Annotated in this window: 26 protein-coding genes; 15 read left to right on the top strand and 11 right to left on the bottom strand. The window is 65.8% G+C overall.

Annotated features, from left to right (window positions below; genetic code table 11):
* Positions 1–79: 79 nt before the first annotated feature.
* Positions 80–298: a hypothetical protein gene (locus tag ACWF4Z_RS13240; RefSeq protein WP_452243247.1), complete on the bottom strand. Its 219-nt coding sequence runs from the start codon at positions 296–298 to the stop codon at positions 80–82.
* Positions 299–355: 57 nt separating this feature from the next.
* On the opposite strand from ACWF4Z_RS13240, the gene ACWF4Z_RS13235 reads away from it, so the two are divergent.
* The 3 genes from ACWF4Z_RS13235 to ACWF4Z_RS13225 all read left to right on the top strand — a co-directional run bounded on the left by ACWF4Z_RS13235 (position 356) and on the right by ACWF4Z_RS13225 (position 2,539).
* A complete protein-coding gene (locus ACWF4Z_RS13235) occupies positions 356–1,042 on the top strand; it encodes a hypothetical protein (RefSeq protein ID WP_452243246.1) in 687 nt (228 codons plus the stop codon).
* Positions 1,043–1,414: 372 nt separating this feature from the next.
* Entirely contained in the window at positions 1,415–1,981 is a 567-nt protein-coding gene (locus ACWF4Z_RS13230; RefSeq protein WP_452243245.1) for an ImmA/IrrE family metallo-endopeptidase, read from the top strand.
* Positions 1,982–2,329: 348 nt separating this feature from the next.
* The gene (locus ACWF4Z_RS13225; RefSeq protein ID WP_452243244.1) at positions 2,330–2,539 is read left to right on the top strand and encodes a helix-turn-helix transcriptional regulator; all 210 of its coding nucleotides are present in this window, start codon (positions 2,330–2,332) and stop codon (positions 2,537–2,539) included.
* Between the two features lie 147 nt (positions 2,540–2,686).
* Here the strand turns inward: ACWF4Z_RS13225 and ACWF4Z_RS13220 are convergent, their stop codons facing one another.
* The gene (locus ACWF4Z_RS13220) at positions 2,687–2,968 is read right to left on the bottom strand and encodes a hypothetical protein (RefSeq protein ID WP_452243243.1); all 282 of its coding nucleotides are present in this window, start codon (positions 2,966–2,968) and stop codon (positions 2,687–2,689) included.
* 362 nt (positions 2,969–3,330) lie between these two features.
* Here ACWF4Z_RS13220 and ACWF4Z_RS13215 point away from each other — a divergent pair, with 362 nt between their 5' ends.
* Together ACWF4Z_RS13215 and ACWF4Z_RS13210 are read left to right on the top strand one after the other, a co-directional pair.
* Positions 3,331–3,930: an XRE family transcriptional regulator gene (locus ACWF4Z_RS13215; protein ID WP_452243242.1), complete on the top strand. Its 600-nt coding sequence runs from the start codon at positions 3,331–3,333 to the stop codon at positions 3,928–3,930.
* Between the two features lie 81 nt (positions 3,931–4,011).
* A complete protein-coding gene (locus ACWF4Z_RS13210) occupies positions 4,012–4,554 on the top strand; it encodes an HD domain-containing protein (protein WP_452243241.1) in 543 nt (180 codons plus the stop codon).
* On the opposite strand, the gene ACWF4Z_RS13205 is transcribed toward ACWF4Z_RS13210, so the two are convergent.
* Complete coding sequence (locus ACWF4Z_RS13205) at positions 4,551–5,027, bottom strand: NUDIX hydrolase (RefSeq protein WP_452243240.1); 477 nt, start codon at positions 5,025–5,027, stop codon at positions 4,551–4,553. The genes ACWF4Z_RS13210 and ACWF4Z_RS13205 overlap by 4 nt on opposite strands.
* Positions 5,027–5,770, bottom strand: coding sequence for an XRE family transcriptional regulator (locus tag ACWF4Z_RS13200; protein WP_452243239.1), 744 nt, complete (start codon positions 5,768–5,770; stop codon positions 5,027–5,029). Before ACWF4Z_RS13200 ends, ACWF4Z_RS13205 begins: the two co-directional genes overlap by 1 nt.
* Before the next feature lie 310 nt (positions 5,771–6,080).
* Between ACWF4Z_RS13200 and ACWF4Z_RS13195 the strand changes: the two genes are divergently transcribed.
* The 3 genes from ACWF4Z_RS13195 to ACWF4Z_RS13185 all read left to right on the top strand — a co-directional run bounded on the left by ACWF4Z_RS13195 (position 6,081) and on the right by ACWF4Z_RS13185 (position 9,148).
* Complete coding sequence (locus ACWF4Z_RS13195; protein WP_452243238.1) at positions 6,081–7,694, top strand: hypothetical protein; 1,614 nt, start codon at positions 6,081–6,083, stop codon at positions 7,692–7,694.
* On the top strand, positions 7,681–8,148 hold the full coding sequence (locus tag ACWF4Z_RS13190; RefSeq protein ID WP_452243237.1) for a PPC domain-containing DNA-binding protein: 468 nt from the start codon (positions 7,681–7,683) through the stop codon (positions 8,146–8,148). Before ACWF4Z_RS13195 ends, ACWF4Z_RS13190 begins: the two co-directional genes overlap by 14 nt.
* Positions 8,149–8,236: 88 nt before the next feature.
* Complete coding sequence (locus ACWF4Z_RS13185) at positions 8,237–9,148, top strand: hypothetical protein (RefSeq protein WP_452243236.1); 912 nt, start codon at positions 8,237–8,239, stop codon at positions 9,146–9,148.
* A 1,794-nt stretch (positions 9,149–10,942) separates the two neighbouring features.
* Here the strand turns inward: ACWF4Z_RS13185 and ACWF4Z_RS13180 are convergent.
* A complete protein-coding gene (locus tag ACWF4Z_RS13180) occupies positions 10,943–11,935 on the bottom strand; it encodes a MazG nucleotide pyrophosphohydrolase domain-containing protein (protein WP_452243235.1) in 993 nt (330 codons plus the stop codon).
* Between ACWF4Z_RS13180 and ACWF4Z_RS13175 the strand changes: the two genes are divergently transcribed.
* The 4 genes from ACWF4Z_RS13175 to ACWF4Z_RS13160 all read left to right on the top strand — a co-directional run bounded on the left by ACWF4Z_RS13175 (position 11,934) and on the right by ACWF4Z_RS13160 (position 14,465).
* Positions 11,934–12,218 carry an acyl carrier protein gene (locus tag ACWF4Z_RS13175; RefSeq protein ID WP_452243234.1) on the top strand — a complete coding sequence of 95 codons (285 nt, stop codon included), beginning with the start codon at positions 11,934–11,936 and terminating at the stop codon, positions 12,216–12,218. The two genes, ACWF4Z_RS13180 and ACWF4Z_RS13175, sit on opposite strands and share 2 nt — an antisense overlap.
* Positions 12,215–12,604, top strand: a complete 390-nt coding sequence (locus ACWF4Z_RS13170; RefSeq protein WP_452243233.1) for a helix-turn-helix domain-containing protein — start codon at positions 12,215–12,217, stop codon at positions 12,602–12,604. The genes ACWF4Z_RS13175 and ACWF4Z_RS13170 overlap by 4 nt, the downstream gene beginning before the upstream one ends.
* Positions 12,605–12,693: 89 nt before the next feature.
* Positions 12,694–13,641, top strand: a complete 948-nt coding sequence (locus ACWF4Z_RS13165) for an ImmA/IrrE family metallo-endopeptidase (RefSeq protein ID WP_452243232.1) — start codon at positions 12,694–12,696, stop codon at positions 13,639–13,641.
* The gene (locus ACWF4Z_RS13160) at positions 13,638–14,465 is read left to right on the top strand and encodes a hypothetical protein (RefSeq protein ID WP_452243231.1); all 828 of its coding nucleotides are present in this window, start codon (positions 13,638–13,640) and stop codon (positions 14,463–14,465) included. The genes ACWF4Z_RS13165 and ACWF4Z_RS13160 overlap by 4 nt, the downstream gene beginning before the upstream one ends.
* Positions 14,466–14,502: 37 nt before the next feature.
* Here ACWF4Z_RS13160 and ACWF4Z_RS13155 read toward each other — a convergent pair whose 3' ends face one another.
* Positions 14,503–15,573: a nucleotide kinase domain-containing protein gene (locus ACWF4Z_RS13155; RefSeq protein WP_452243230.1), complete on the bottom strand. Its 1,071-nt coding sequence runs from the start codon at positions 15,571–15,573 to the stop codon at positions 14,503–14,505.
* 64 nt (positions 15,574–15,637) lie between these two features.
* Here ACWF4Z_RS13155 and ACWF4Z_RS13150 point away from each other — a divergent pair, with 64 nt between their 5' ends.
* On the top strand, positions 15,638–15,964 hold the full coding sequence (locus ACWF4Z_RS13150) for a hypothetical protein (RefSeq protein WP_452243229.1): 327 nt from the start codon (positions 15,638–15,640) through the stop codon (positions 15,962–15,964).
* Between the two features lie 430 nt (positions 15,965–16,394).
* Here ACWF4Z_RS13150 and ACWF4Z_RS13145 read toward each other — a convergent pair whose 3' ends face one another.
* From ACWF4Z_RS13145 to ACWF4Z_RS13125, 5 genes are all read right to left on the bottom strand, one after another.
* The gene (locus ACWF4Z_RS13145; protein WP_452243228.1) at positions 16,395–17,222 is read right to left on the bottom strand and encodes a hypothetical protein; all 828 of its coding nucleotides are present in this window, start codon (positions 17,220–17,222) and stop codon (positions 16,395–16,397) included.
* Positions 17,223–17,313: 91 nt separating this feature from the next.
* On the bottom strand, positions 17,314–19,104 hold the full coding sequence (locus ACWF4Z_RS13140; protein ID WP_452243227.1) for a hypothetical protein: 1,791 nt from the start codon (positions 19,102–19,104) through the stop codon (positions 17,314–17,316).
* 40 nt (positions 19,105–19,144) lie between these two features.
* The gene (locus tag ACWF4Z_RS13135) at positions 19,145–19,576 is read right to left on the bottom strand and encodes a hypothetical protein (protein ID WP_452243226.1); all 432 of its coding nucleotides are present in this window, start codon (positions 19,574–19,576) and stop codon (positions 19,145–19,147) included.
* A 181-nt stretch (positions 19,577–19,757) separates the two neighbouring features.
* Positions 19,758–20,729, bottom strand: coding sequence for a TIGR03557 family F420-dependent LLM class oxidoreductase (locus tag ACWF4Z_RS13130; RefSeq protein WP_452243225.1), 972 nt, complete (start codon positions 20,727–20,729; stop codon positions 19,758–19,760).
* A complete protein-coding gene (locus ACWF4Z_RS13125; protein ID WP_452243224.1) occupies positions 20,726–22,183 on the bottom strand; it encodes a cytochrome P450 in 1,458 nt (485 codons plus the stop codon). Before ACWF4Z_RS13125 ends, ACWF4Z_RS13130 begins: the two co-directional genes overlap by 4 nt.
* 328 nt (positions 22,184–22,511) lie before the next feature.
* Here ACWF4Z_RS13125 and ACWF4Z_RS13120 point away from each other — a divergent pair, with 328 nt between their 5' ends.
* Positions 22,512–22,748 carry a DUF6458 family protein gene (locus tag ACWF4Z_RS13120; RefSeq protein WP_452243223.1) on the top strand — a complete coding sequence of 79 codons (237 nt, stop codon included), beginning with the start codon at positions 22,512–22,514 and terminating at the stop codon, positions 22,746–22,748.
* Between the two features lie 156 nt (positions 22,749–22,904).
* Positions 22,905–23,789: a GNAT family N-acetyltransferase gene (locus ACWF4Z_RS13115; protein WP_452243222.1), complete on the top strand. Its 885-nt coding sequence runs from the start codon at positions 22,905–22,907 to the stop codon at positions 23,787–23,789.
* Positions 23,790–23,870 lie beyond the last annotated feature (81 nt).

The raw sequence follows: 23,870 nt of genomic DNA, 5'->3' as shown, positions 1-23,870 counted from the left end.
ACAGAACGCGCACCACGCTGCCGCACTCGATGATCCTCGTCATCTGGCCGTGGCCAGGGCCGAGGTAGCTGCGGTCGCGCTAGTCGCCGCCGACGCCGTGCTGCGGCAGATCCCGAAGGCAACGCCGGAGTACGACGGTGTTCGGGCAGCGATCGCCGAGCTGCAGACCTACTCGACCACGCACGGTGGAGCGGGCGATCTCGGTCCGCTTGGTTCGCTGACTGCGATAGGACCACCGGCTACCGGCGACGAATTGATGCGCATCTCCTCGGCGGCGACGCGATGGGACCGAGCGCACGAATCGGTCCCATCGCGGTCGCTTCTCACGCGGGACCTTCGGTCTACAACGAGTCAGGTGCGGACAGTCGCCGGTGCGACGACACTCCTCGTCGGCCGGCTGCAGTGCGCTTCGGTGGATTGGCATCCTCGGAATCGTCGCGATCTGATGGCCGTGATGGCGGCGCTGCAGGCGCACGACTCCTCCGCGCTCAACGTCGCTCGAGTCTGGCAGCGTCGCCTCTCTGATCTTCGGGGGCCGACGGCGTCGCCGGGCGAGGCGGCCTTTTTCGAACTCAGAGAAGCTCTCGACTGCGTCTGGAATGATCGCGACCAGGTCGTCGATCGGAGACGTACGGCGAGCCTTGTTGATGTGGTCGACGAGCTCCTGTGGTCGGCTCATCGCGTTGCCCAGCGCCAACGGCTGATGGTGACCGAGATGATCGGAGACGGACGCCTCTTCGTGCCGCGTGGAGATGTAGTTCCGCACGACTTCAGATACTTCAATCGGCCTCTCGGTAGTCGACCACTTCAGGCGCTTTGGGTACGGACGAATCTGGCGGGTCCCTTCAAGGACTTGATGGAGGCGCTCGCTCACTGTGTCGCCCACCTCGACGTCGCCTCGGACGCTGCCCGGCGGCTCGCCGGAACATCGCGCCAGCTTCGTCCCGGTAGCGCTGAGGCAAGACGGCACCCCGCGCCCGTTCTCGAAGTATCGACCGGGTTTGCGAATCCAGGACAAGAGCTGGTCGACCTCGGCCGTTGAGCCGCTGTCGTCGATCTTACTGGAGGTTGCCGTGGGCAATGATTGGGTCAGCGCCGAAGAGTTGCATCAAGTGTTGAAGACGGAGGTACGAAAGCTCCACACCGCCAGCGACTGGTCGAGGTTGCTGGATGTCGCAGCCCTGCTTCCCAGGTTCGGATTCGGGAACCTCGTTCTCATCAATCTGCAGATGCCGCAGGCGAACTGGGTTGCACCGGCGCAGACCTGGGAGCAGCTCGGCCGCAAGGTCAGGAGGCAGCAGGCAATCAAGATCCTCCGACCGATCCGGAGTCGAGGCCACACAAGCCAAGACGCTGGATCAAGCGTCACGGTTCAACATGACGTGATCGGGTTTCGGGTCGGGAGGTGTACGACGTGACCGACACAGTCGGCCCACCCATCCACTTTCCACGTCGTACGACGGGTCCCGACGTCGCCCGGGGGCTGTGGGATGCCCTCGCCGACGAGGTCTCTCGGGACAAGTACACCCTGGAGGTTCGTGCGACCGGAGATGCGTCCGAAGGTTTCACCGACTACGACGACCGCCGAATTGTTGTCGCAGATCATCTGGACGATGCCGTGGCCGTCCGACGTCTTGCCCACGAGGTCGCGCACACCCGTCTACATGCGACGGAGGCCGGTACGCCTACCCGTGCAATCCGAGAGGTCGAGGCTGAGTCGGTGGCCTACATCCTTCTCGCGCACCACGGGATCGGCGCGGGTGAGTCGTCGTTCGACTATGTGGCGCGCTGGGCCGGATCGGTCGACGCGGCGCAGCTGGCAGACGTCGTGACCGCGACCGGCGCCCGAGTTGTCAATGCGGCCCGACAGCTCCTCGACGCAACCACGACCCACATCGAGGTCAACCGGGCTCCACTGCCTCCGGTGGCGGCGCGACCTCTCGACTCGGTGTTCCTGGCTCCAGACGGCCCGGACCTGTGAGGCGAGGATGGGAGCCAGCGACAGAGTCGCCGCACTACGGCGAGCGCGCGAACGGCAAGCCAAGATCGAGTCCGTCACCGCCCGAACCATCAGGGCGTACGACGCTCTCGACCGAGCCACCGAGGCGAGGATTCAGGCTATTGAACGCTACGACGACAGGGTCTCGCGGGCGGAAGCTTCTGCTGCAGCAGAAACCGCGGACCTTGCTCGAATCTGTGGATCGGCTGAGGCCGCCGCCGAGATCCTCGGTTGGACGATTCGCGATCTTCGGCGGGTTGTGAAGTCTGATCGAGAGCGGCGGGAAATGCTGACCCAACACGAAGAAGCTGCTGCCATCGGAGGTCTCTGATGCGTGCGGTCGAACCGGACCCGCTCTGGGACATAGACCAGGTGGCGGCATACCTGCGAGTGCCAAAGCGGACGCTGTACCGCTGGCGCACCCACGGATACGGTCCACGCGGGAAGCGAGTCGGCCGGCATCTGCGGTACCGCGCGAGCGACGTGGTCTCCTGGTTTAGCGATCTGAATGACGAGATCGTCGACGAGCGCTGGGATTGAAGCGCGACTCCGAACGACTGGGGCCCTGCCGCCGACAGGGGAAGCAGCGGCAGGGACCCGATCCCGTGGCGGTCGACAGCTGCGCCCGACGGGTTGGAAGGCGCGACCGACGCGGAGGAGAGGCTCACGCGTCGGCCTCGCCGGCTTCTAGGAACGGCGCGAGCTGCCTTCAGCCAACGCCGTCTGATCCTGGTCGAATGGGTCCGCGTCGAGCCATCGGATCTCCGACGCGCCCAGGTGACCATGTACCTCGAGCAGGTCGCCGATGTTCGACCAGAACGTCAGGCAGGGATGCTGCCCGAGCCATTTGACCGCGAGCCATTGCTGCCCGTCCTCGTTCGGAGGGAATTCGGCGACGAGGGCGACGACTCCGGTGCCACTCACGCCCGATGGATCGCGGTACCGGTACAGCTCCCCGCGGCGAATCAAGCCTGCCTCCCGGGCTGACGAACGCGACGCTGTCCGACGTCTGCGGCGCTACTCACTTGCACGCTCCTTGCTCACTGCGACCGCCCGGCGAAGGCGCCGAGCATGACTCAAAGACTGCCCGCGGCGCGCTGGACAGGAGAACCCTGTCGCCGGACATTTGCGGACATTTCGTGCTACCTTCGGATTAGACATTTACCGACATCTACCCACGGGTAAGGACGACGATCCGAGTGAACGAGGTGCTCCGGCGGGCGATGTACGACGCAGGCCTGAGTGAGTTGGACCTGTCCGTGACGCTGGCAGTCGACCCGAAGACTGTCCGCCGTTGGTTGGGCGGACAGGTGCCTCATCAGCAGACTCGAGTGGCGCTGACCCGAGCACTGGGTGTCGACGAGGAGCGACTGTGGCCGGAGCTGGCGATTTCCGGTGGCATGCGCAGGCGACCGGCTGAGCTCGCCGGCGTCTACGCGCGGCGCGGTGCCATCGCGCGGGAGGAGTGGGCTTCGGTCTTCGATGGAGCTCAAACCGAGATTGGCATCCTCACGTACAGCGCGCTCTTCCTGCTCGAAGATCCGCGGATCCAGGACCTTCTCGCCGCGAAGACCAGCCAAGGGGTGCGAATCAGGATCGCCCTCGGCACGCCTGACAGCACCAAGGTCGTCCAGCGTGGAACTGAGGAGTTGCGCGACGAGGTCCTCGCAGATCGAATCCGCGCCGCACTGGGACTGCTGGGGCACCTTCCTGACGGCAAAGATCTCGAGGTGCGGCTTCATGATGCGGTGCTCTACAACTCGATCTACCGTTCCGACGAACAACTGTTGGTCAATCAGCACGCATACGGCATTCCCGTCGTCGACTCGCCGGTCTTTCACTTCAATCGAGCAGAGCGCCACGAGATGTTCGACGAGTACGTGGCGAGCTTCGAGACGATCTGGTCCGCGGCCGAGCCCATCAACCGATGACATCTTCGCAGCGAGTCCTTTGCCGAAGATGTCCGCAGATGTAGTACCGGTGTCCGGTTCGACGGTCGTACTGTCGTTGACGTGATCGACGTCCAGGTAGCGAGTTCAACGGCCGAGCATTTCCTCCGGCAGGAACTGCCGCGGAGATGGGCGCACACCCAAGGGGTGGCGGCGCGCGCGTCCGAACTGACGCCAGTGCTCGGTCACCGAGCGGGCCTGGTCCTGGCCGCCGCGTGGTTGCACGACATCGGGTACTCGTCACTGCTCCGATCGACCGGATTCCATCCGCTCGACGGCGCTCGTTACCTGCGCGACGTGATGGTCGCCGACGACATGGTGTGCCGCCTCGTCGCGCATCATTCGGGAGCGCTCGTCGAGGCCGACGAGCGGGGGATTCCGGAGCTGGCCGACGAGTTCGCGCCACCAGACCAGGACCTCTTGGATGCGTTGACGTACTGCGACGTGACCACATCACCCGATGGTTGTCAGGTCACGGTGGAAGAGCGTCTCAGCGAGATCCTGATGAGGTACTCGAGTGAGCACGTCGTACACCGGTCCGTCCTCCGGTCGGCCGCTTCCCTTCGACGTGCGGCCTCAGAAGTCGGGCACCTCCTAAGGGGCTAGTCGAAGTACAACGTGTTACCCGGCTCCAAATAGTGCGAGATCCGGCGCCGCATCGATCGGTCCATGTTCAGGCCATTGAGCTCGTCGCGCGGAATCCAGTGCACTTGAGTGCTCTCGCTGCTGGTCGTTGGCTGACCGCCGGTCGACCGAGCACGCAGGAGGATGGAGAACTCCTGTCGTGCTTCGCCGTTGCTCGTGTACAGGATGATGTGCTTGGGATCGGTGTAGATCCCAAGCACGTCGAGGATCTCGCAGTCGATGCCGGTCTCTTCCTTGGTTTCCCGTACGCCCGCCTGCGACATCGACTCACCCAGGTCGATCGCTCCGCCCGGCAAGGCCCAATTGCCGTTGTCGGATCGCTGGATCAGGAGGATCTCGCCGGCTTCGTTTTCGATGATGACGTTGACGGACGGGACCATGCTGTTCGCAGCTGGTGCATCAGGGTCGTCGTGGTAGTCGATGCGTCCTGGCATCAGTCCTCCCTCATCGCGATGGCCTCGTCCCAGACCCGCTCGAAGCTCTCGATGTAGTGACTGGCCAGCTCGCCGCCCGGGATTCTGCGGAGGTGCCACACCGGCGCTTGTGCGGCGGCGAGGCCGTAGATGTGGGTGTTGACGAAGAGGAGGTCGTCGGCACGGTAGATCGAGTTGTACAGAACGGTCCTGTGCATCCGGAACTCGATACCGGCGGTCCGGGGCAGATCGCCGTACAAGGCAATGGCGTTGCGGATCTTGGCGGCCACCGCGTCGCCGATCCTCTCCTCTTCACCGCGTTCCGCGATGTGTGAGTCGGTCGGGTCTCCGACCAGAATGCGAATGCGGACGCCGGCCTTGGCCTTCTTCCGAAGGATCCGGTGGAGCATCGGGTCCTCGGCGAGAAAGAGACCCGCGTACACGAGGATGCCGATGTCCCGCTGGCCCGAGTCGAACAGTCGGCGCCATTCCTCGATGGGTACGTCGGAGCGCCGTGGATACACCTGAACGAGCTCGCTCGCGGATACGGCCGCGGCCCGATCACGGGTCAGTGCGTCGGGCCAGAGGTAGGACTCGTCGCGGCCGAGGCGGGCTGCTAGCTTGTGGCGGTTCCGCGGGAACGGGAGATAGTCGCCGACGACCCAGCGTTCGATCGTCTTGACATTGACTCCGAGCTCCTCCGCGAGGGCATGATGGGTGAGGCCCTGCTCCACCATCGCCGCTCGTAGTCGTTCGTTGGGCACGAGACCTAACCTAAGACATTTCGGGACATTTTGCGGTGAGGCGAGACGTCTGGAGATGTCCGTTCTCGCCGTGACGCTGTCCGGCCGCCAACAGGCATCCTGCCGTTACATACCCGAGGAGGGGTGATGACGGGCAGGACCAGGTTCGCATTTGAGATCGCCATGCGCGGGCGGGACGGCGACTGGTGGATCGCCGTCGCGCGGACGGCGAAGTTCAGCCGGCCGCCGAAGGCCACCGTTCGCAGCATTGCCGAACGTTGGATCTTTGAGCACACCGGCCGTCTCGACGGTGGACGGCTGATCATCGTAGGTGCCCACGGACGATTGCCCAGGAGGTTCGAGCCAGCTGTCCGAATCCGGATCCTCGACCGACTCGGTGGACGTCAACTGGCAGCGGCGTACATCGGAGTCGAACAGGGAGGCCGACGACGGTCCGGACGCGATCGCTACTGGCCCCCGGCTCTGGCCGGCGGTGGGTCTGAGCGTGGCTGAGAGCGCCCGGACTCCGAACAGGCTGCTGCGACGTGCCCGCGGCGGTATGTCGCAGGCCAAGCTCGCGGACCTAGTCAGTGCGGAGATCTACCGAGCGACGGGCAAGGACATCACGATCACTGCGAAGGCGATCTCCGACTACGAGTGCGGGTGGTACACCTGGCCGTCCGCAGATGTCAGGGGTGCGCTACGGCGGATCTTCAACGCGGCGACGGATGCCGATCTGGGCTTCTACTGGAAGCGAACTGCGCAGGCGCCGCAGCCTGCCGCTGCGGTGTCGCTGTCCGACCTGATGCACGTGAAGCACCCGCCGGGTGAGACGTCGACCGTCACGCTCCCCGCCGGGCGGTCGTTTGCCGGCGCCGAGATTCTGGCGCACTACTGCAAGGTGATCCACGTCGGGACTGATTGGCTGCTGGTTGACTCTGATCGTGCACTGGACAGAGTGCTGACCCGGCCCGATCGACGATCACTGGTGGTCGCGGCCGGCGATGATCAGCACCTGTACGTCGCCGATGGTCGGCGATTCGTTGATCGCGGCGGTCGCCGTACCGGTCCGCAGCCGATTTCGTCGGCTACCTTCCTCGACGACCTGACGATGGGGATCATCTGGGCGACGATGAACGCCGACATCGCCATGCTGGCCGACGACGCTCAACTCGACCGGGCTCAGGCGCGAATCGCGCCGTACGAGGAACGGGCTTCGTCGGACGTCGGTCTCGACGCCGTGGCGTCGCTCGGTCCCGTCTCGGCCCAGTGGCTGGGTTCACGATTCTGCGCCCGTCACATCACGCGGCATCTCGATCGTGTCGGCGGACTGCCGTTCTTCTGGACCCGCGAGCGGCGCGGCGAGGAGGCGGCCTCTTGGTTGCTGTGGAGCCACAAGTTCGACTACCTGCGACGTACGGCGCGATGGTTCCCGCGGATGCGGCGCGGGTTCTGCATTCCCGAGGCAGACGTTGCAGCGTCGCCTGGGTACGAGCGGGTCTTGTTGTTACTGGCGATGGCCTTGATGGAGGCGTTCGAGATCTCCGTGGAGCTGAGCCCTGAGCCGGAGCATGCCGAGGTGGAAGGGTTCGTGCTGGGGGAGGAGGCGATCGTCGCCAACTGGCTGGGTGGATCGGGAGTTTGGTACGTCGATGCAAGCGCGCCCGCGTCGCGTCGATCTGTCTACCGCGACATCGACTCTCAACTGGCGTCGGACTCGTTGATCGATCAGCCGACATCGGAGTATCGACTTGCTGCTGCGGCGAGCTATTTGAATGTGCCGTGGCAGTGGTTTGTCCGTCGGTGTGAGGAGCTCGCGGCGGCCGGGGTCACCGAGATCGCGAATCCTCGGAGTCGGCTGTTGTCGACGCGTGGTCTGGAGACAGCGATTCGATACGTTGCCTATCTCGACACTCTTGAAGGAGCTGGTCTTGCGCGCCGCTGAACTGACGATGGGGCGGACGTTCGCCGTCCATTTCGATCATGGGGACGACTTCTACAGTGCGTTGGCGGAGTTCTGCGCTCAGTACGGCGTGCGGCAGGGCTTCATCCCGATGTTCATCGCGGGCATGCGCGACGTCCAATTGGTCGGCACCTGCGAGAAGCTGGATGACCCAGCCGCGCCGGTGTGGAGCGCCGTACATCTGGAGAATGTCGAGGCCGTCGGTGGCGGCACTCTCGCGTACGACGATGAGTCGGGCACGGTGTTGCCGCACATCCACGTATCGGTTGGCCTCAAGGCCCATTCCGCGACCGCCCACACCAGTCACCTGCTCGGCGCCCAGATTCAGTTCCTGACTGAGATGTACCTGGTGGAAGTGATTGCGCCGTCCTTCTCGCGTGTGCGGCAACCAGATCTGTACAACGTTCCATTGCTTGCCTTTGGCAACTCTTCCTAGTCCTGGATCTTCGAACCAGGGTTCTGGTCTGATGCCCTTGCGGTGATCGTCGAGGTCATGACGATGACTCGACGTTGCCGGAGGCATCATGAACCGGCGACCACCTGATCCGAACTCGGTCGCGACCGTTGCGGAGCGACGCAGGCTGCTGGACGTGAACCGAGCCGCGGCCATGTTCTACCGACGCGAGCTGCTGCGATCAGCCAAAGGCTGGCCGGGGGAGTACCTGCGAAACGGCGGCGCTCGGGCGGTCCTGGAGCCGAGCGCGAACTGGGCTCTCGGCTATGCACCGGACGCACAGTGCCGGCTGGTCGACCATCTGCGCTCGCGCGGTTTCGACGTCGAATCAATCCGCAATGCCGGCCTCGCGTTGCTCGATCCGGAAGGCCGTACAGTCGATCGCTTCCGCGACCAAGTGCTGTTCCCGGCGCGCAACGATCGCCTGGAGACCGTCGGCTTTGTCGGCGTTCGAGGCACGTCGTCGCCGTACTACGCGATGTCGCCGGCCACCCAGATCCACCGTCGCTCCGGCTCTCTCGTCGGAATCGCCGAACAGCTCGACCTTCTCTCCGAAGGAGCCATGCCCATCCTGGTAAACGACCCACTCGACGCGCTCGCCATAGAACGAATCAGCCGCCAAACCACCGGCCGCTGGGCTGCCATCCCCCTATGCGACACACTCCTGTCCGCCGAACAAACCAGAATCCTCGCCCGGTACGCCGCCACCGACACAGCCATCGTCGCCGTCACCGCGGAATCCCAGCGAACGGCGGCCAACATGCTCGTCGACCTATCGCGCACCTTCATTCGCGTCTGGGCGGTCGAACTCCCCGGCGCAGCAGTCGCCCTCTCCCAATCCCAACCCGGCCGCCAACACCTCCACGACGCCCTCCTCACCACCCGCCCCTTGGCGGACTACAGCGACGCTCGAAGGCCAAGGCGCCGCGCGAGCCCGCCAGCGATTGACCTCACCCAACAAGACCCCGGCCCCGAGCTGTGATGTCCTGCGGCATTGGCAACCATCCGCGCGATCGGACGTCAGCCGTCCGCCTCTCGCGTCACCTGGGGTTCGGTGCCGTGAGTATGTCGCCGGACGTGGTGATGCTCAAGAGATCCGCCGCGAGCGCATCCCAATTGCGGACGTCGGTCGCGGCGTTCTATGTCGTGGAGCACAAAATGTCCGGAAGTGTCCGCGGATGGGGTTCTCCTGTCTTGGCTCGCTCAAGCAGCCTTCATGTATGAGTGCGGATGGGGCGCCGAGGGCGGGCGTTGAGTGGCGTGGCGGCGATGATGCGACCGGATGGCCCGATCTGAGGCCCGCCGTTCGCTGCGATGGGACGAATCCGATGACCGGTCGACCCTGCGCACGCGGAGACCATCAAGGCTTCCACCGCGACGCGACCGGCGCCGAGTGGCTCGACGACGAATGAGTGCAGACGCTCTGCCCTAGCACTCTGCGCCGACTACCAGTCCCGCTGTCGGTGCATGGCGTCCTGATGGCAGAAGGAAGATTGTGACTATCTACTCTCGGCAGGCGGATCGCGGCAAGGTATGGATCCTGGCGACCTTTCGGAGGCCCGCCGGCGTCACATCGGCAGCCGTGACGAGCGTCGGCAGTGAGGCGATCGCGCGTCCGATCGTCGACGCCCCTCAATCGTGTGTCGGCTTATGCGACGATCCCAGTGTGCGTCGTGAACCGTTGGTCAGGTTATCGGCGGCTTCCGACCGGGCACATCGAGGCTGACACCGCCGGCAAACCCGATAGTCGACGGCAAACACGAACTCGCCTTTGCGGATCAGCGGGTCGGCGAGATCCGCAGAGTTGGCCGCGCGCTGTCGCCAACTCGATAGCTCGGCCGAGGCCGTGTCCTGCCACGGAGCGGGTAGCCGCGGAACCTTGGGCCAGTCAGTAGATCTGCCAAGACGACCGCCGGTGAGCCGCCGCAGAAGTCCTCGAATTGGCCGCCGCCCGGACACTCGGGCGACATGCGCCGTCGAGGTCAGAAGCCGGCGTACTCCCTCCCGGTTAGGATCATTGCCACCACTCGGGTTCATCACCGAACGTTACCTCTTGACTCCCAGCTCTCGTCGACATCACTTGATCATCTGTGTCTGAAGTTGGTCCCCTCGACCGCCAGAGGGATGGATCAGCCGAGTGGCTTCCTCTCCGTCGCGGGGGCGTGGTCCGATGTGAGCCGCGCAGAAGTCGTCGTCGGCTGTCCTCGATGTGGGGACGTGTCCGAGTTGGTCGGCGACCTGGCGGGATGACTGGCCGGCGCCTAGAGGGTTGTCGCGGTGGGTCTTCCTGGACGCGGCCGGCGCGCTCCTGCTGCGGCCCCGGTGCTCGGCGCTGGCGATGCGAGGCTATCTCGTGGTGGTTGTGATGAAGTCGATGATGGCTTCTTGCATTTGCTGCCGGCCGGGTTCCTCGATGGGATAGTGCTCCGCGTTGTCGAGCATCACGGTCGTGACTGGAACCCGCGTGATGGGCGTTGACGGCCGGGGTGCAGGTCGTGGCGTCGACCGACGCGTACGGCGACATCGTGAAGCAGATCGCGGGGACAAGATCGAGGTGATATCGATCGTCTCCGAACCTGACCAGGACCCGCACTCGTACGAGGCGAACGCGCAGACAGAACTCTCGCTCTCGAATGCGAAGCTCGTGATCGAGAACGGCGGCGGGTACGACGTTGGCCGGCGCTTTGGAACCGCCGCAACATCTGTCCCACACGGCGCTCAACTCAGTCGCAGCCCGGCCTGGACGCAGCTCGATGTGACGGCTGGCGGGCGCATCTCATGGCGTGTGCTCGGGAGCCTCGAAGGTGAGGGTGCGCTCGTCGGCGTCGAAGTGCACGCGCCCTCCCTGATGCGTTACAAGCTGCCGGAACACGTCGAAGCCTTGGAGGATCGCCGACTCCCAGTTCGCCTGGCTTCGGACTCCAACCTCAAGCTGGCCGGTGACCATCTGGATAGTGTCGAGCAAGCTTTGGTCGAGGCGATTGATGTCTTCGAGCATGTTGTGTTGGGAGGCGTAGCCGAAGATGGTCGCAGCGATGCCTTCTTCGATGACGATGGCGCGGCCGCCGTCCTCATTCTCGTCGGTGGCGGGATCACTCTTCCGCTTCCGCTTGAGGATCAACCGAGTGACGGGCGACCAGCCGAGAATGACGGCGTAGCTCAGATGAAAGATGTCGTGGAACCGGTAGCCGTCATCGACGTAGGAGGCGTCCGTGAGTTGGGCACCTACCTTCTCGCCGTTGAGGAACAGATCGACTGCAGGACGGCCAGACTCGGCCGTAATGGGCACAAACTCGTAGGTTCCCGACCGTGGAAGCTGTTCGGCGTCGGGCCACTTCGCGTCGAGCGCGGCGCTACTGGAGGGCAGCCAGCGGTCAGTCGTCTTCTCTAGATTAGCCTGGGCGATCTCGTCGAGGTCCAGATCGAGATGCCGCGCGATCGCGGCGACGTACCAGAGGACGTCACCGAGTTCCTCGCGCATCTTGGGCCGCCACCACGTGTGTGAGCCGCCGTCGCGGAGCATCTTCTTGTACTCCGATGCGACCGAGCCGGCTTCGCCGGCCAGGCCGAGCAAGTGAACGACAATGTCAGTCGGGTCCATGCCAGGCCGCTGGTCGGTGCGTAGCGCCCGGTTCTGGAAGTCTCTGAACTCCATGAGGAGATCCTCCTGATTTTTCGGCAGTCTGTCTGATTTTCCAACATATAAGCTGTAGGATGAACAGACAAGGGCGTCGGGGAATCCGACCAGCACGGCATCAGGAGGCGTCATGGAGATTCCTACGCAGCGAGTGATTGAGGACGTGATCATCGAGCTGCTGGCCGAGGACGGTGGGGTCAACCCCGCCGACCTGCGCCAGCAGCTGCAGGAGCAGGGGCCTGGCTTGCCGATCGACTCGCTGTTGGCAGTGGAGGTGCTGGTGCGTGTTGAAGAGCGGTTCGGCGTGCAGCTGGACGCGAACCCGGCTACGGCTGAGGCGATGCAGTCAGTGGCCGCGTTCGCCTCTGCGGTCCGCAGCGCGATCCTCGAGCTTCCGTCGGAGGCCGCTCAGTGAATGCTCCGGACGCAGGCATCGACGCGGAGTGGCGGACGCTGGGCGCTCGGCTGCGGGAGATTCGCGAGTATCTCGGCATCTCCCAGCAGAACGTCGCGGCCGCGACCGGCATCCCGCGCACGGCTGTGTCGGACATCGAGCGGGGCCAGCGCAAGGTCGACAGCCTCGAGCTGCGCAAGCTGTCGAAGCTGTACCGCTACCCGGTCAGCTACCTGCTGGGCGAGTCAGGTGTCGACGAAGACGAGGCGGCCCCCGTGGCCGCGTTGGCACGTGTGTTCGACGACCTGACCGATCAGGACCGTCAGGAAGTCCTGCGGTTCGCCGAGTACCTCCGGTTCAGCGCGCAGGTCGACAAGCCCGAACATCGCGGAGGTGTCTCCTCGTGAGGGCCGTCGTGTCGCGCTCGGTGCCGACTGCCCGCGAGGTCGATACTCAGGTTGCGCCGGTTGTCGGACGCATCGGGGGTAGAGGGCGGATGGGGACCTGGCAGCAGGCAAACAAGCTGGCGAACGTTGCCGCCGCGCGCGCTCACGGCGCCCTCGAGGTCGACCTGTCGGCGCCACGCGTTGACGTGGAGGCCGCCATCGGTCGCGCCGACCTGGACCTGTTCTGGCGACCGATGCCGCGCCTGTTCGGCCTCTACTTCAACGAGCCGGACGCGACGGTCGGCATCCTCGTCAACAGCGGCCTTCCGCGGGGAGCTCGCCGACACACGGCGGCACACGAACTTGGCCATCATCTGCTGCGCCACACCACGACTGTTGACGACGGCAGCACTATCGACGTCGGTGGCGGCTCTATCGACCCGCTCCCTGAGAATGGGGCACCGCGGCGCTGGACCGATCAGGAGATGGGTGCCGAAGCGTTCGCTGCATGGTTCCTCATGCCGCGACGCGTCGTCGCTACCGCGCTGCGGCTCCTGGGTCGCGACCGGCCCGAGTCTGCGCTGGACGTGTACCGGTTGTCGGTCATTCTGGGAACGTCGTACGCGACCACGCTGAGGCACCTGCCGAACTTGAAACTGGCGTCTCCGCGAGACACGAACACGTGGCTGAAGGTGCCGCCCGGCCGACTCAAAACGCGTCTCGACCGGGGCGTAGAGCCGCCAGCCGACCGGCGTCGTGACGTTCTCGTCGTAGGTGCGCCACTGAGTGGAGTTCCCGTGCACACGGAGACCGGCGACCGGTTGGTGCTTCCAGGAATCACGGCGGCGCAGGTGCACGCACCGGCGTGGCTTGCCGTTGCCGGGACCACAGCCGGGGCCGAGTTCGCCGACGGCGTGGTCCTGGACGTCGTGGACCTGGCCGAGCCGCACACCGGGCTTCTGACCGTCGAGGCCGAAGCTGACCCTGGCTGGACCCTGACGGTCGAGGCCGGGCCGCAGCCTGCCGGACGTCAGCCGAAGACGAGCAGCGACCGATGAGCCGCGTTACGCCGGGTGTCGTCGTCGCCGACAACCTGTCGCAGGCGTGGCTGGAGACGGCGAAAGACGTGCAAGAACAGGGCGGGAAAGCGTTCCACACGTTGACGCGCATCGAGAACCCGCTGGCAGAAGACACATCCATTCGCGACGGCTACGACGCGCTTCTCCGGGATCTGCGGATGCAGTCGGCTGAGACCGTCGCTCACACAATCTTTCCGAGCGGACCGGCGGCCGAGTCGGACTCGCCGGAAGCTCTGGTCGCCAGATACGTCGACTCGTATTCGACTCTTCGACGGTTCGGACCGAACAAGAAGGGCACCTACTTCGGCCGCATCGTGGCCTACCCGAGCCCGACCGGCGACCTGGACCAGCTGACGCCGCTGATTTGCAAGCTCGCGCACGAGCTGGAGACGCCAGGACCGATGAGCGCGCGCTACGAGGTCGGTATCCAAGCTGCCCACGACCGGCAGGACGACGCCGCTGCGGACAGCGGCAAGAACGAGGAGGGTCTGGGCAGTGCCGAAGTGGCTGTGCCGATCTTCGTTCCACACAAGGACACTGGGCGGCGCGCGTTTCCGTGCCTGTCGCTGCTGTCGTTCCAACTCGACGCCGGACACGTGCATCTGCTCGCCCAGTACCGCTACGAGTATCTGGTGGAGAAGGGGTACGGCAACTACCTCGGGTTGGCGCGGCTGCTGAAGTACGTCGCGGAAGCCGTCAACCTGACGCCGGGGCAGCTGACCGTGACGGCCGGCCGCATCCAGACCGACGCATCAAACCGCGCACTCGCCGATCACCTCGGCGACGCCTGGGGACAGGCCTGACGACGCGTCACCAACCGTCAAAGAGTGCGGAAGGCCGCTAGACCGCGACGAGCGATGACCGGCGAGAGGGGGCGGCGGGTTGGTCGTCGTTGATGCCCCATTTCGGGGGAAACCAGGCAGTCATCGGCTGGTTCACGGCGGTGAACTTCTGCTTGATGCGTGACCGGCCGCTGATACCGGCGACGTCGGGGTGCGCGACGCGTGCGTACTTGTCGACCTCGCAGAACAGGTTCTGGCAATCGATGAGCTGCAGTGGGCGCCCGCGCAAGCCGCCGAAGTCGAGGCCGAGCCGCCTGAAGTTCGCGTCTTGGGTGTCAGCCATGTAGCGGACCAGGTCTGCTTCGATGCCCGATGCCTGCGGGCCGAAGCATTTGCGAAGTCCGTCGCGAGCGCCCGGTCCTGCGACGACGAAGTCCATCTCGCTGAAGTTGAGCACTTCGGAGTAGTTCAGATCGATGAGGAACTGGAAGGCCAGAAAGTCACCCATACCTGGGAAGGCCCGCAGCGTCTCGAACGCCTGCTTCATGGTGACTGCGGTTTGCAGCCGGGCAGGCAGGTCCGTGCTCATCATGTGATTGAGGAGTCGCAGATGGTTCGTGTGCTTACGGACAGCTCCGAATTTGGGCGGTGGGATGACGTACGCGGCTGAGTACAGCCGTTGGCCGTCGGCGAGCGCACGGCTGAGGACCGTGTCATAGGCAGCGTGGTCGAACTCGGCCCAAGTCAACTGGCCTAGCGCGGCTGTGAGGAGATCCCACGTGGAGACCTTGTTGAACATCTTGAACAGCAGCGCGCGGAACACGACCTCGGCCGGGTCAGAGTCGCCGGCGTAGAGGACCTGGGAGATGAGGTACTGGCTGACGCGGTCGGCAGCCCGGAAGCAATTGGTGAACCTGTGAGCTTTAAGAATCGGGTCGTCCGTCCACGGCCCGGACTCTCCGGCCAGGCGGGCTGCGTAGACGGCTTGCCGCTGAGCAGCGAACTCCCAATACGTGTCGAACACGACCGTCGGCGAGACCCGTCGGCCCGCGATCACGATCTCGGACGGCCCGTCCACGGCATCATCGGCACGCGTCGGACGCGCCGTGAACACCTGCGCTTGCGACATCTACTTCTCCTCTGCGGTTGCGAACCGCGTGACGGACTTCGCTACACAAGGCATACTAGATCGAGTGACTGTTCCCGACGGGGAGGCGCGGCGGGCGAAGTCGGCAGCGCTATTCAACAACCGGCACTTCGCTGACTGCGCAGCGCATCTGCTCGAAGTGTCAAAGGACGGCGCCGAGTTCGTGACTGTTCGGCAGATCGCGGCCGCCTCCCGGTTGGCTGACAGCCTCGTCCGACCGGTCGTCCTGCGGCTGGCCGACGCGGGCGTGCTGGAGAAGCTGCCGCGTCTGGGCGGTGGTCGTTCGCCCCAGTACTACCGCGTCGTCGACGCCGGGCTTCTCGCCTGGGCCTCCCTGACCAACTCGGTCAGCGGTCAGTCCACGGCGCGCTAGCCGTGCCGCCCATCCGGCTCGGGAAACACCACGACGCTGTCCGAAGTAGGCGATCTCCGCTGGAACGACTGTGCGCCACTATTGCTTGGTACTCGCCGACCAGAGTTCATGAGGGCGGCTGAGCCTGGCCGTTCGTCTCCTGGCAGGCCACACGTCCTCGACTCACCGTTTTACTCACTGGATTGGACGGCAGGCGTTGCGGACCGGCAGCATGCAATGGCAACTCTCCATGGGAGAGCAAGCAGGTCAGAGCCATCTTTGAGTGTCGACGAGGCACGATGACAATCCTGGTGCCATAAAGCGGGGGTTAGGGGTTCAAGTCCCCTCACCGGCTCTCTCACCAGGCAACATGCCCCGGAGGTAATGAACTTCCGGGGCATAACTCACTCTTTACTCACCACTTTGCCTTCGTAGGCTGTCGTGATTGTCGTCAGATCTCAGGCCGCGGTAGTCGTTGTGGTCTGAGCCACGCTACCGCTGAGGCGAGGAAGATCAGGGAGAATCCGACCAGCAGTGGCCAGGCGAGTGGCTTGGTCGGGTCGAGTTCGGGGCGGGCCCGGACGGCGGCGAGCAGGATCAGGCCGACCATCAGCATCTCCACCTCGAGCATCCGGCGTAGCGTCGACCAGCGAGGGTCGCTCCAGATCCCGACGCCTGTCACGCCCAGGCAGGAGACGGCTGCCAACGTCCGGCAGGACAGTGGAGTGAGCGTCCACGGCCACAGATCCACAAAGGTCGAGGGCGAGGCGAACATGGCAGCCCCCTGGAGCACCGCGAGTACGCCGATGGCGGTCACGACAACACGGACCGGCTGAGGAATCAGCTTGCTGCGTGGGGGCGCGGCGTACCTGCGATTGGCCAGCCAGGCAGCGACGACGAGGAACGGGGCGACGAAGTACAGGCCCGACCAGACCCAGAACGCCGGATTGTCGTGACTGAACTTGTCCCAGTGCAGCACCGTCGCCACGCCCAGCAGCGTGGCGAACAACGCAACGGCCAGCAGGCCGGGGGCGAGGACGTGCCAGTGTCGCTCGAGCACCGCCCGAACGAAGAAGTAGGCGCCGCCGAGGTATGCCGACGCGAGCACCATTGAGGTCATCGTCGGTCGCAGCGGCCAGGCCCACCAGCGCGCGGTGTGCTGAGGGAACAAGTACAGAATCACAAATCCCGCGACGAGGAACGGCACGATGCCCAGCGACAGGCCTCGCGTGTAGGGCAGCACCCGGTCATCAGGAACGGTTCGAGCAGTCGTCGTCATCACAATCCCCCCGCTTCGACCATTGATCCGGCAGTCGCTCCGGTCAAGGGCGGGACGGGTTACGAGGTACTTACCGGACTGCGCGTGCAGGTCAGTCGAGGATCCAGCGTGGGCTGCTGGGACCGGGGTCGTAGGTGCAGGTGAGGCCGGTGTGGATCGTCGTTCGGAGGTGGTGGGCGAGGCCAGCGTCGACGGTGGCCGTGCGGTCGATCGCGGTGGTGATGGCCTTCTTGACGGCGACGCGAGCGCGTTCCTGGCTGGAGCCGGTGGTGCGGGGTCGTCCGCCGAGGCCGGTGGCGGCGGCGAGCTCGTCCAGCAGCGCCTCGCGCTCGAACTGTAAGGCGGCTTGCCGGTCGGGATCCGACCAGTCTTCGGCCTCGGTGAGTTCTTGGTCGAGATCACGCAGCCGCCGCCGGTAGGCCTGCAGCCCTTGCTGGTCAACGATCTCGCCCAGCCCCGATTCGACCACCGCATCGGTGCCGACGAGATCCAGTGCCGCGATCGGCTGCCGCGGGCGGCGCAGCAGCTCACCGAGATAGCCGAAACCACGGAGCTCGCGCATCGGCGTACCGGCGTTCCTGCCGATCAGCCAGAGCCCTCCCGAGGCAGCGTGGAAATGGATGTAGTCGTTGTCGTTGGCAACGACAGTGGGACAGTCCCAGGCGGTCAGCCGGTCTCGCCACCACGTGGCTCCGAGCCGCTCGTAGGTCGCAAGGGCGCGTCCGCGTAACCTGTCAGCCGTTGCCGGATCGCCGAGCAGGGCGGCCGCCCGCGACAGCGTGTCGTCGGTGACACCGTGGAACATGACCGCGCCGGCATTGAACACGGCTCGGTCCTCGTAGGGACTCAGCAGCTGAGCCGCCTTGCCGACGACCTCGCGGTCCGAGACGGCCAAGGCTGCCTCCAGGACGCATTGCAGCGTCAGCAACCAGTTCACGTCCCGGGGCAGATCGTCAAGCGTTGTGCCGTGGAACGTGTGCACCACAGTGCGGGTCCGAGTCTCGTCTCCGGCGCAGGCCCAGAGGAAGGCCGCCTCGGCTGACATCACCGTGATGCCTTCGGACTGGGCGAAGGACTCGGCGATGGCTGCCCCGGCTGCACAGGCCGAACGGTCACCACTTTGTGCAGCGGCGTAGGTGGACATTGCCGTCACTACCAGCCAGGCGTCCGCAAGTGCTGCTTGCTGGGCTGCCTCGGTGGCGATCTCGAGCAATCGTGCGGCGGTCTCGGTCCGCCCTCGGAGCAGATCGAGCATCAGCCGGCGGGATGCGGCGAAGAAGAGCGCACGAGATGACTCCTCACCCAGGCGTTCGAGCGCACGCATCTGCCGGTGGATCGCCTGGACGTCGAGATTGTCGCAGGCGACTTGCAGACCCCACAGATGTGCTTGCAGCCGGGCTTCCGGATCGAGGACGTGGGCCGCGACGTCGTCGAGGCGCTGGGTGAGAGTCCGACGTACGGCGAGTTCGTTGGGGCCCCAGTGCGCGGCAAGTGAGGCGTCGAGGCAGTCGGCGATGAGCTCTGGCGTGCCGGTCCGTTCCGCGTACTTCACGGCCTCGTCGGCGAACTGGGCGGCCCGGCCGGATTCACCGGCGTACGCCCAGCAGCGAGCGAGTGCGGCGGCCAGGCGGGCTCTCGCTCCGTCGTCGGTGGTGCGCACGAGTACGTCGTACAACTGGGCCGGCAACTTCCCTGGATGGGCGCCGAACAGGTGGACGGTCGCGGCGCCGAGCACTGCCCGGGTCCAACCGGGCAGGTCGTCCTCGTCGCGGCCGCGCGCCGCTGCTTCGTCGTACAGCCGTGCCGCGGTGTCTCCCCGACCGGCCGCGCGAGCGGCGTCGGCGCGGTCGAGGAGGTCGCGGACCGTCGGCGAGGGTGCCATCAGGCCCATCGTAGGTTTTTGGACGATCTCCGCAACGGGTTCAGGGCCGGACGAGTTGTACGGCGGCGGCGTGCTCGCGCTGCTTCGCCTCGTCCCAGTCGCCGGTGCAGTAGATGGACAGTTCCGAGATGCCCGCGGCGGTGAGGTCGGCCCGGATCATCTCCCGGCAGTACCACTGCTGGCCTTCGTTGTGCCATCGCTCCTCGAACTCGATGATGAATCCGCGATCTGTCGGGTCGACGCGGGTCACCCGGACCTGTCCGGGCGACGAATGACCTTGGATTCGGATCGCCGCGACCTCGTCGGCAGTGGTGGCCTGGATCCGCCAGTGTGGCAGTGTGAGATCGGTGAAGACGTCCGGTCCGAAGAGCCCGTCCGGTACGACGTTGGTCTCCAGGAAGCGGATCAGTTTGGCCACTGCGGTCGCCGTGTCCGCCCGCGCGGCCGTGGCTGTGGTCTCTTGCCCGGTCATCCTCGAACCGCCGCTTCGGCCAGGTTCTTCTGTACGACGGGCGTGGTGATGCGGTTGGCGCTTGGCATGGTGTCCTCCCAGGAAGAGTTGAACTGACACTCTTCAGGCGTGACTACCGTCGTCACGATGTGACGTCGCCGTCCAGAGCCCCGCAGCAGCACTGCGGGTGACACGCCGCCGGTCAGGGTGTGGGGTTGGTGCGGCGGAGTTCGGGGAGGACTTCGGTGCGGTAGAGGGTCATCATGTCGACGGTGTGGGGGCCCATGTTGGCGACGTACAGCTCGTCGAAGCCGGCTTCGACGTACGGGGTGAATGCGTCGAGGTGGGTTTCCGCCTTGGGGCCGGCTGCGATCGACTGGGCGGTTGACTCCTTGGTGACCAGTTGGCTGGCTTGCTCGAAGTGTCTGGGGGAGGGGAGGACCTGGGCCAGTTCGCCGGGCAGGCCGGAGTTGCCCCAGATGCGGTGGGCCTGCTCGACCCCTTCCTCCTCGGTCGGCGCGTAGCTGACCTTGAAGCCGGCTTGGGCCGGTTTCGAACCGCCGCCGTTGTCGCGGAACCTTTGCAGCAGGTCTTTGTCCGGCGTCGTGGTGATGTACCCGTCCGCGATCCGCGCCGCGACATCGGTTGCCTCCGGCCCGAAACCGGACATGTAGATCGGCAGCGGTTCCGGCGGGCGCGTGTAGATCCGCGCGGTGTCGACGGTGTAGTGCTTGCCGTGGTGGCTGACGAAGCCGTCCTCGGTCCACAGCCGCCGCATCACCTCGACGGCTTCCTCCAGCATCTCCAGCCGTACGTCGACCGTCGGCCAGACCGAGCCGAGCACGTGTTCGTTGAGCGCCTCGCCGGTGCCCACGCCGAGCCGGAACCGCCCGTTCAGCAGTACGGCGCTCGTCGCGGCGGCCTGCGCGATCACGGCCGGGTGGATCCGGACGGTCGGGCAGGTGACAGCGGTCGTGACGGGCAGTTCGCAGACCTGCGAGATGGCACCGATCGTCGACCAGACGAACGCGCTCTGCCCTTGGGCGTCGTTCCACGGGTGGTAGTGATCGCTGATCCACAGGCTGTCGAAACCGGCCTCCTCGGCCAGGCGCGCCTGCTCGATCAGTTCGGCCGGTGTGTACTCCTCGCTGGAGAGGAAGTATCCGATCTTCATGCGTCCCTCCGGTTGCGGGTGCCGCGGTCAGTTGTCCCACGGGAGTTGTTCGTTCGGGTCCTCGTCGGGATCCGGCGCGGGGGTGGGGTACGGCGTGGTGGTTTCGGCCAGAAAGCCAGGCGGATGGTGGTGTGGTTGAAGGTGGTTGGTAGCGGGTCGGTCAGGCGGGTGCGGGTGTAGGGATCGACGTCCAGGTCGAAGGAGGTGGCGACGTGGCTGACTGCGGTGCTGGTGGCGAGGAGTACGACGTTTCGGCCGGGGCACTCGGCCGGGCCGGCGCTGAACGGGATCAGCGGCCACGAGCCGTCGGAGCGGCCGTCGAGCCAGATCGACGGCTCGTAGCGGTTCGCGAACTCGATCGCTTTGTCGTCGCGATGGAAGACCGAGCTGACGATCGCGAACTCGGTCCCGGCCGGTGCGACCCGTCCGCGCCACTCGGTGTCCTCGTGCGCCTCCCGCAGTACGACGAGGGTCGTCGGCCAGAGTCGCAACGATTCCTGCACCGCGGAGCCCGCCACGGCCAGGAGCGGCGAAGCCTCCGGGTGCAGGGCCTCGGCGACGATCGGCTCCAGGGCGGCGGGGCGGTCGGCGAGGACCGCGAAGAGCCGCCACAGAGCGATGCCCGCCGCATCGAAAGCGAACAGCCAATGCGGCACCTGCCCGACCGCGTCCACCTCGCTGCTGCTCACCCCATCTATGTCGCCGTGCGCATTGGGGAGCGGGTCGTGCAGCAGCTCGACGAGCGAGCCAGGCTCCGCCTTGTCGACGTACCGTGAGAGCGAACTCAGGAAGCGTTCTCTGAGCTCGTCGTCCCGTGGATGAAACTCGGCCCAGTTGGCGTCCGCGCGAAGCCGGTCGAGCTGCTCGGTGAGCTCGGTGTCGTCGCGCGCGGAGTCACCGAGCACGATCCGGCGGACGACCCGCGACCAGATCGCGCGGAACTCGTCCCAGCCGAGCGTCGCGTGCAGCGCGTCGAGCTCCTCGCGGACGATCTTTACCATCTGCCGGCCGTGCTGGTGCACCGGCTGGTGGGATTCCAGCGCCTGCTCGTTCAGCTCCCGGCGCGGGGCGCGCAGCGGCGGATCGGTGCCGAGTACGGCGTGCGGCTGGAAATGCCGGAGCGCGCCGGCCTTCTCAGCGGTCGACGCCGCGAACGGATCCGGCGTGCCGGCCAGCAGCCGGTGTACGTCGTCCGGCGACAGCACCAACGCGATCGTCCGTCCGGCCACGTGGAGCTGCACCGGACCGTCGCCGTACTTGTCGCGGAGCTTCCGGACCCGCCGGAGGGCGCGATCGTCGGTCTTGAGCTTCTCGGCGAGGGTGCCTAGCCGCGGCCGGCGGATGATCGCGCCCTGTGCGACCAGGGGCAGGAGGACGTCCCGCAGGACGAGTCCGGTGTCCAGCGGCGAGGCGGTCGGCAGCACGGTCGGCATACCCGGACCGGTGTCCGCCACCGCCCCGCCTAAACGGTCGAGGTGGACACCGACGTAGATCCTCTGAGCGCACGTCAGGAGAGGAGTACGCCGAGGGCGCGCCGGGCTCCGGTGGTGGATGCGATTGACGGAGACCGCTGTCAGACAACGGTGATCGGCCTGCCCAGCAGCGATCTCGAAGAGCCGCGCATAACCTAGCCGTGGCCAAGGAGAAGACTGGCCAGGCAACGGACTGACCGCTGGGTTCGGGCGGTGACTGTCGTTTCGCCCGCGGCCGCGCGGGAACAGGGAAGCAGCAACAGACGGGCCGGGGACGCTCTCCGGTCGGACGCTTTCTGAGGAGACTGTGATGGGTATCGGTGCCGGAATCTTTCTGCTCGCCCTGGGCGGAGTGCTGGCGTTCGGCGTCTCGGACCGGATCAGCGGGGTGGATCTGACGGTGATCGGCTACATCCTCATGGGCGCCGGCGCGCTCGGCATCGTACTGACACTCTTCCTGTCCAGCCGCGGCCGCACCCGCGAAACGGTAATCCGCGAGGAGCGCCTCGACGCCCCCGTCCGCGACCCCCGCGATCCCCGCCTCTGATCAGCCCGACCCGCCACAGATCGGTCGGCCGGTCAGCGGCGGTGAGTAACCCCCGCGTGCTGCGGCCCGCGACCGACAGCCTGGGGTCGGCGTCGCTCTGACTACGGCTGTTTCGGCGTGCGTCGGGGTGGACGGTTTGGCTTGTACGGTTTTGGGGTGGAGATTCGGCGTGCGCGGGCTGGGGACGTGGAGTCGGTGGTGGCTCTGAGTGGGGTGGTTCGGCCCTATGCGGTGGGGGCGCCGGAGCGGCTGCGGCGTGAGTTCGCGGAGTTGGAGGCGGGCAGGGAAGAGCCTGTGTTCGCGGCGGAGGTTGGTGGGCGGGTTGTCGGGTGGGCGAGATTGCACCGTGCCACCTGGCTGCGGGAGCCCGATGCGTACTCGCTGAATTTGATGGTGCATCCGGATCATCGCCGGTCGGGCATCGGGACCGGACTGTACGAGGCTTGCGATGCATGGTTGGCGACTCTTCCGTCCGCGTACGTTCAGGCTTTCGCGGACGAAGGCGGTACGCAGTTCGCCAGGTCGCTCGGGTTCACGGCCGGCGACCAGATGGTGTACGCCGGTCTGCAGTTGACGGACCTGCCCGTGCCGTGGATTCCGGACGGGCTCTCGTTGGTCCCGCTCTCGCGGCTGGAGGCGACGGACATCTACCCGGTCTATCGGGATACAGCCGCGGACATTCCGGGGGGCATAAGTTTCGACGTCGAGTTCGAGTGGTTCTGCGACGACATCTGGGCGGGTACGTCGCTCGACCGCGAGCTCAGCCTCGCGCTTGTCGAGGACGGATCGGTGGTCTGCTTCACTCTCGTCGACCGCGAGGACACCAAGATCTGGTCCGACATGACTGGCACGGACTCGAAGTGGCGCGGCAAAGGACTCGCGGGTCTGGTGAAGGCCGCCGCCCTCGCTGCCGCGAAAGACGCAGGGGTTCTGAACGCCTACACGATCATGAACCAGAACAATGCCCCGATGCTGGCCATCAACCACCGCCTCGGCTACCGCCAAGTCGGTCTCCGAACCGAAGTCACCCGAGCCCGCTAGCCACAAGCCTCGCGGCCCGTCGACGGCGGCCCCGAAGAAGTCGACCAGTTCGAGCTGACATCGATCCGTCAGTGCATCAGC

Source organism: Kribbella sp. NPDC055071, from assembly GCF_053608045.1.
This window is presented reverse-complemented; position numbering and strand designations above follow the sequence as displayed.

Bases quoted from the DNA above. Each gene is read 5' to 3' on its own strand.
- ACWF4Z_RS13225 (WP_452243244.1), top strand. From the start codon at position 2,330: ATGCGTGCGGTCGAACCGGACCCGCTCTGGGACATAGACCAGGTGGCG.
- ACWF4Z_RS13205 (WP_452243240.1), bottom strand. From the start codon at position 5,027: ATGCCAGGACGCATCGACTACCACGACGACCCTGATGCACCAGCTGCG.
- ACWF4Z_RS13185 (WP_452243236.1), top strand. From the start codon at position 8,237: ATGAACCGGCGACCACCTGATCCGAACTCGGTCGCGACCGTTGCGGAG.
- ACWF4Z_RS13175 (WP_452243234.1), top strand. From the start codon at position 11,934: ATGGAGATTCCTACGCAGCGAGTGATTGAGGACGTGATCATCGAGCTG.
- ACWF4Z_RS13180 (WP_452243235.1), bottom strand. From the start codon at position 11,935: ATGACGCCTCCTGATGCCGTGCTGGTCGGATTCCCCGACGCCCTTGTC.
- ACWF4Z_RS13165 (WP_452243232.1), top strand. From the start codon at position 12,694: ATGGGGACCTGGCAGCAGGCAAACAAGCTGGCGAACGTTGCCGCCGCG.
- ACWF4Z_RS13160 (WP_452243231.1), top strand. From the start codon at position 13,638: ATGAGCCGCGTTACGCCGGGTGTCGTCGTCGCCGACAACCTGTCGCAG.
- ACWF4Z_RS13155 (WP_452243230.1), bottom strand. From the start codon at position 15,573: ATGTCGCAAGCGCAGGTGTTCACGGCGCGTCCGACGCGTGCCGATGAT.
- ACWF4Z_RS13145 (WP_452243228.1), bottom strand. From the start codon at position 17,222: ATGACGACGACTGCTCGAACCGTTCCTGATGACCGGGTGCTGCCCTAC.
- ACWF4Z_RS13140 (WP_452243227.1), bottom strand. From the start codon at position 19,104: ATGGCACCCTCGCCGACGGTCCGCGACCTCCTCGACCGCGCCGACGCC.
- ACWF4Z_RS13135 (WP_452243226.1), bottom strand. From the start codon at position 19,576: ATGACCGGGCAAGAGACCACAGCCACGGCCGCGCGGGCGGACACGGCG.
- ACWF4Z_RS13130 (WP_452243225.1), bottom strand. From the start codon at position 20,729: ATGAAGATCGGATACTTCCTCTCCAGCGAGGAGTACACACCGGCCGAA.
- ACWF4Z_RS13120 (WP_452243223.1), top strand. From the start codon at position 22,512: ATGGGTATCGGTGCCGGAATCTTTCTGCTCGCCCTGGGCGGAGTGCTG.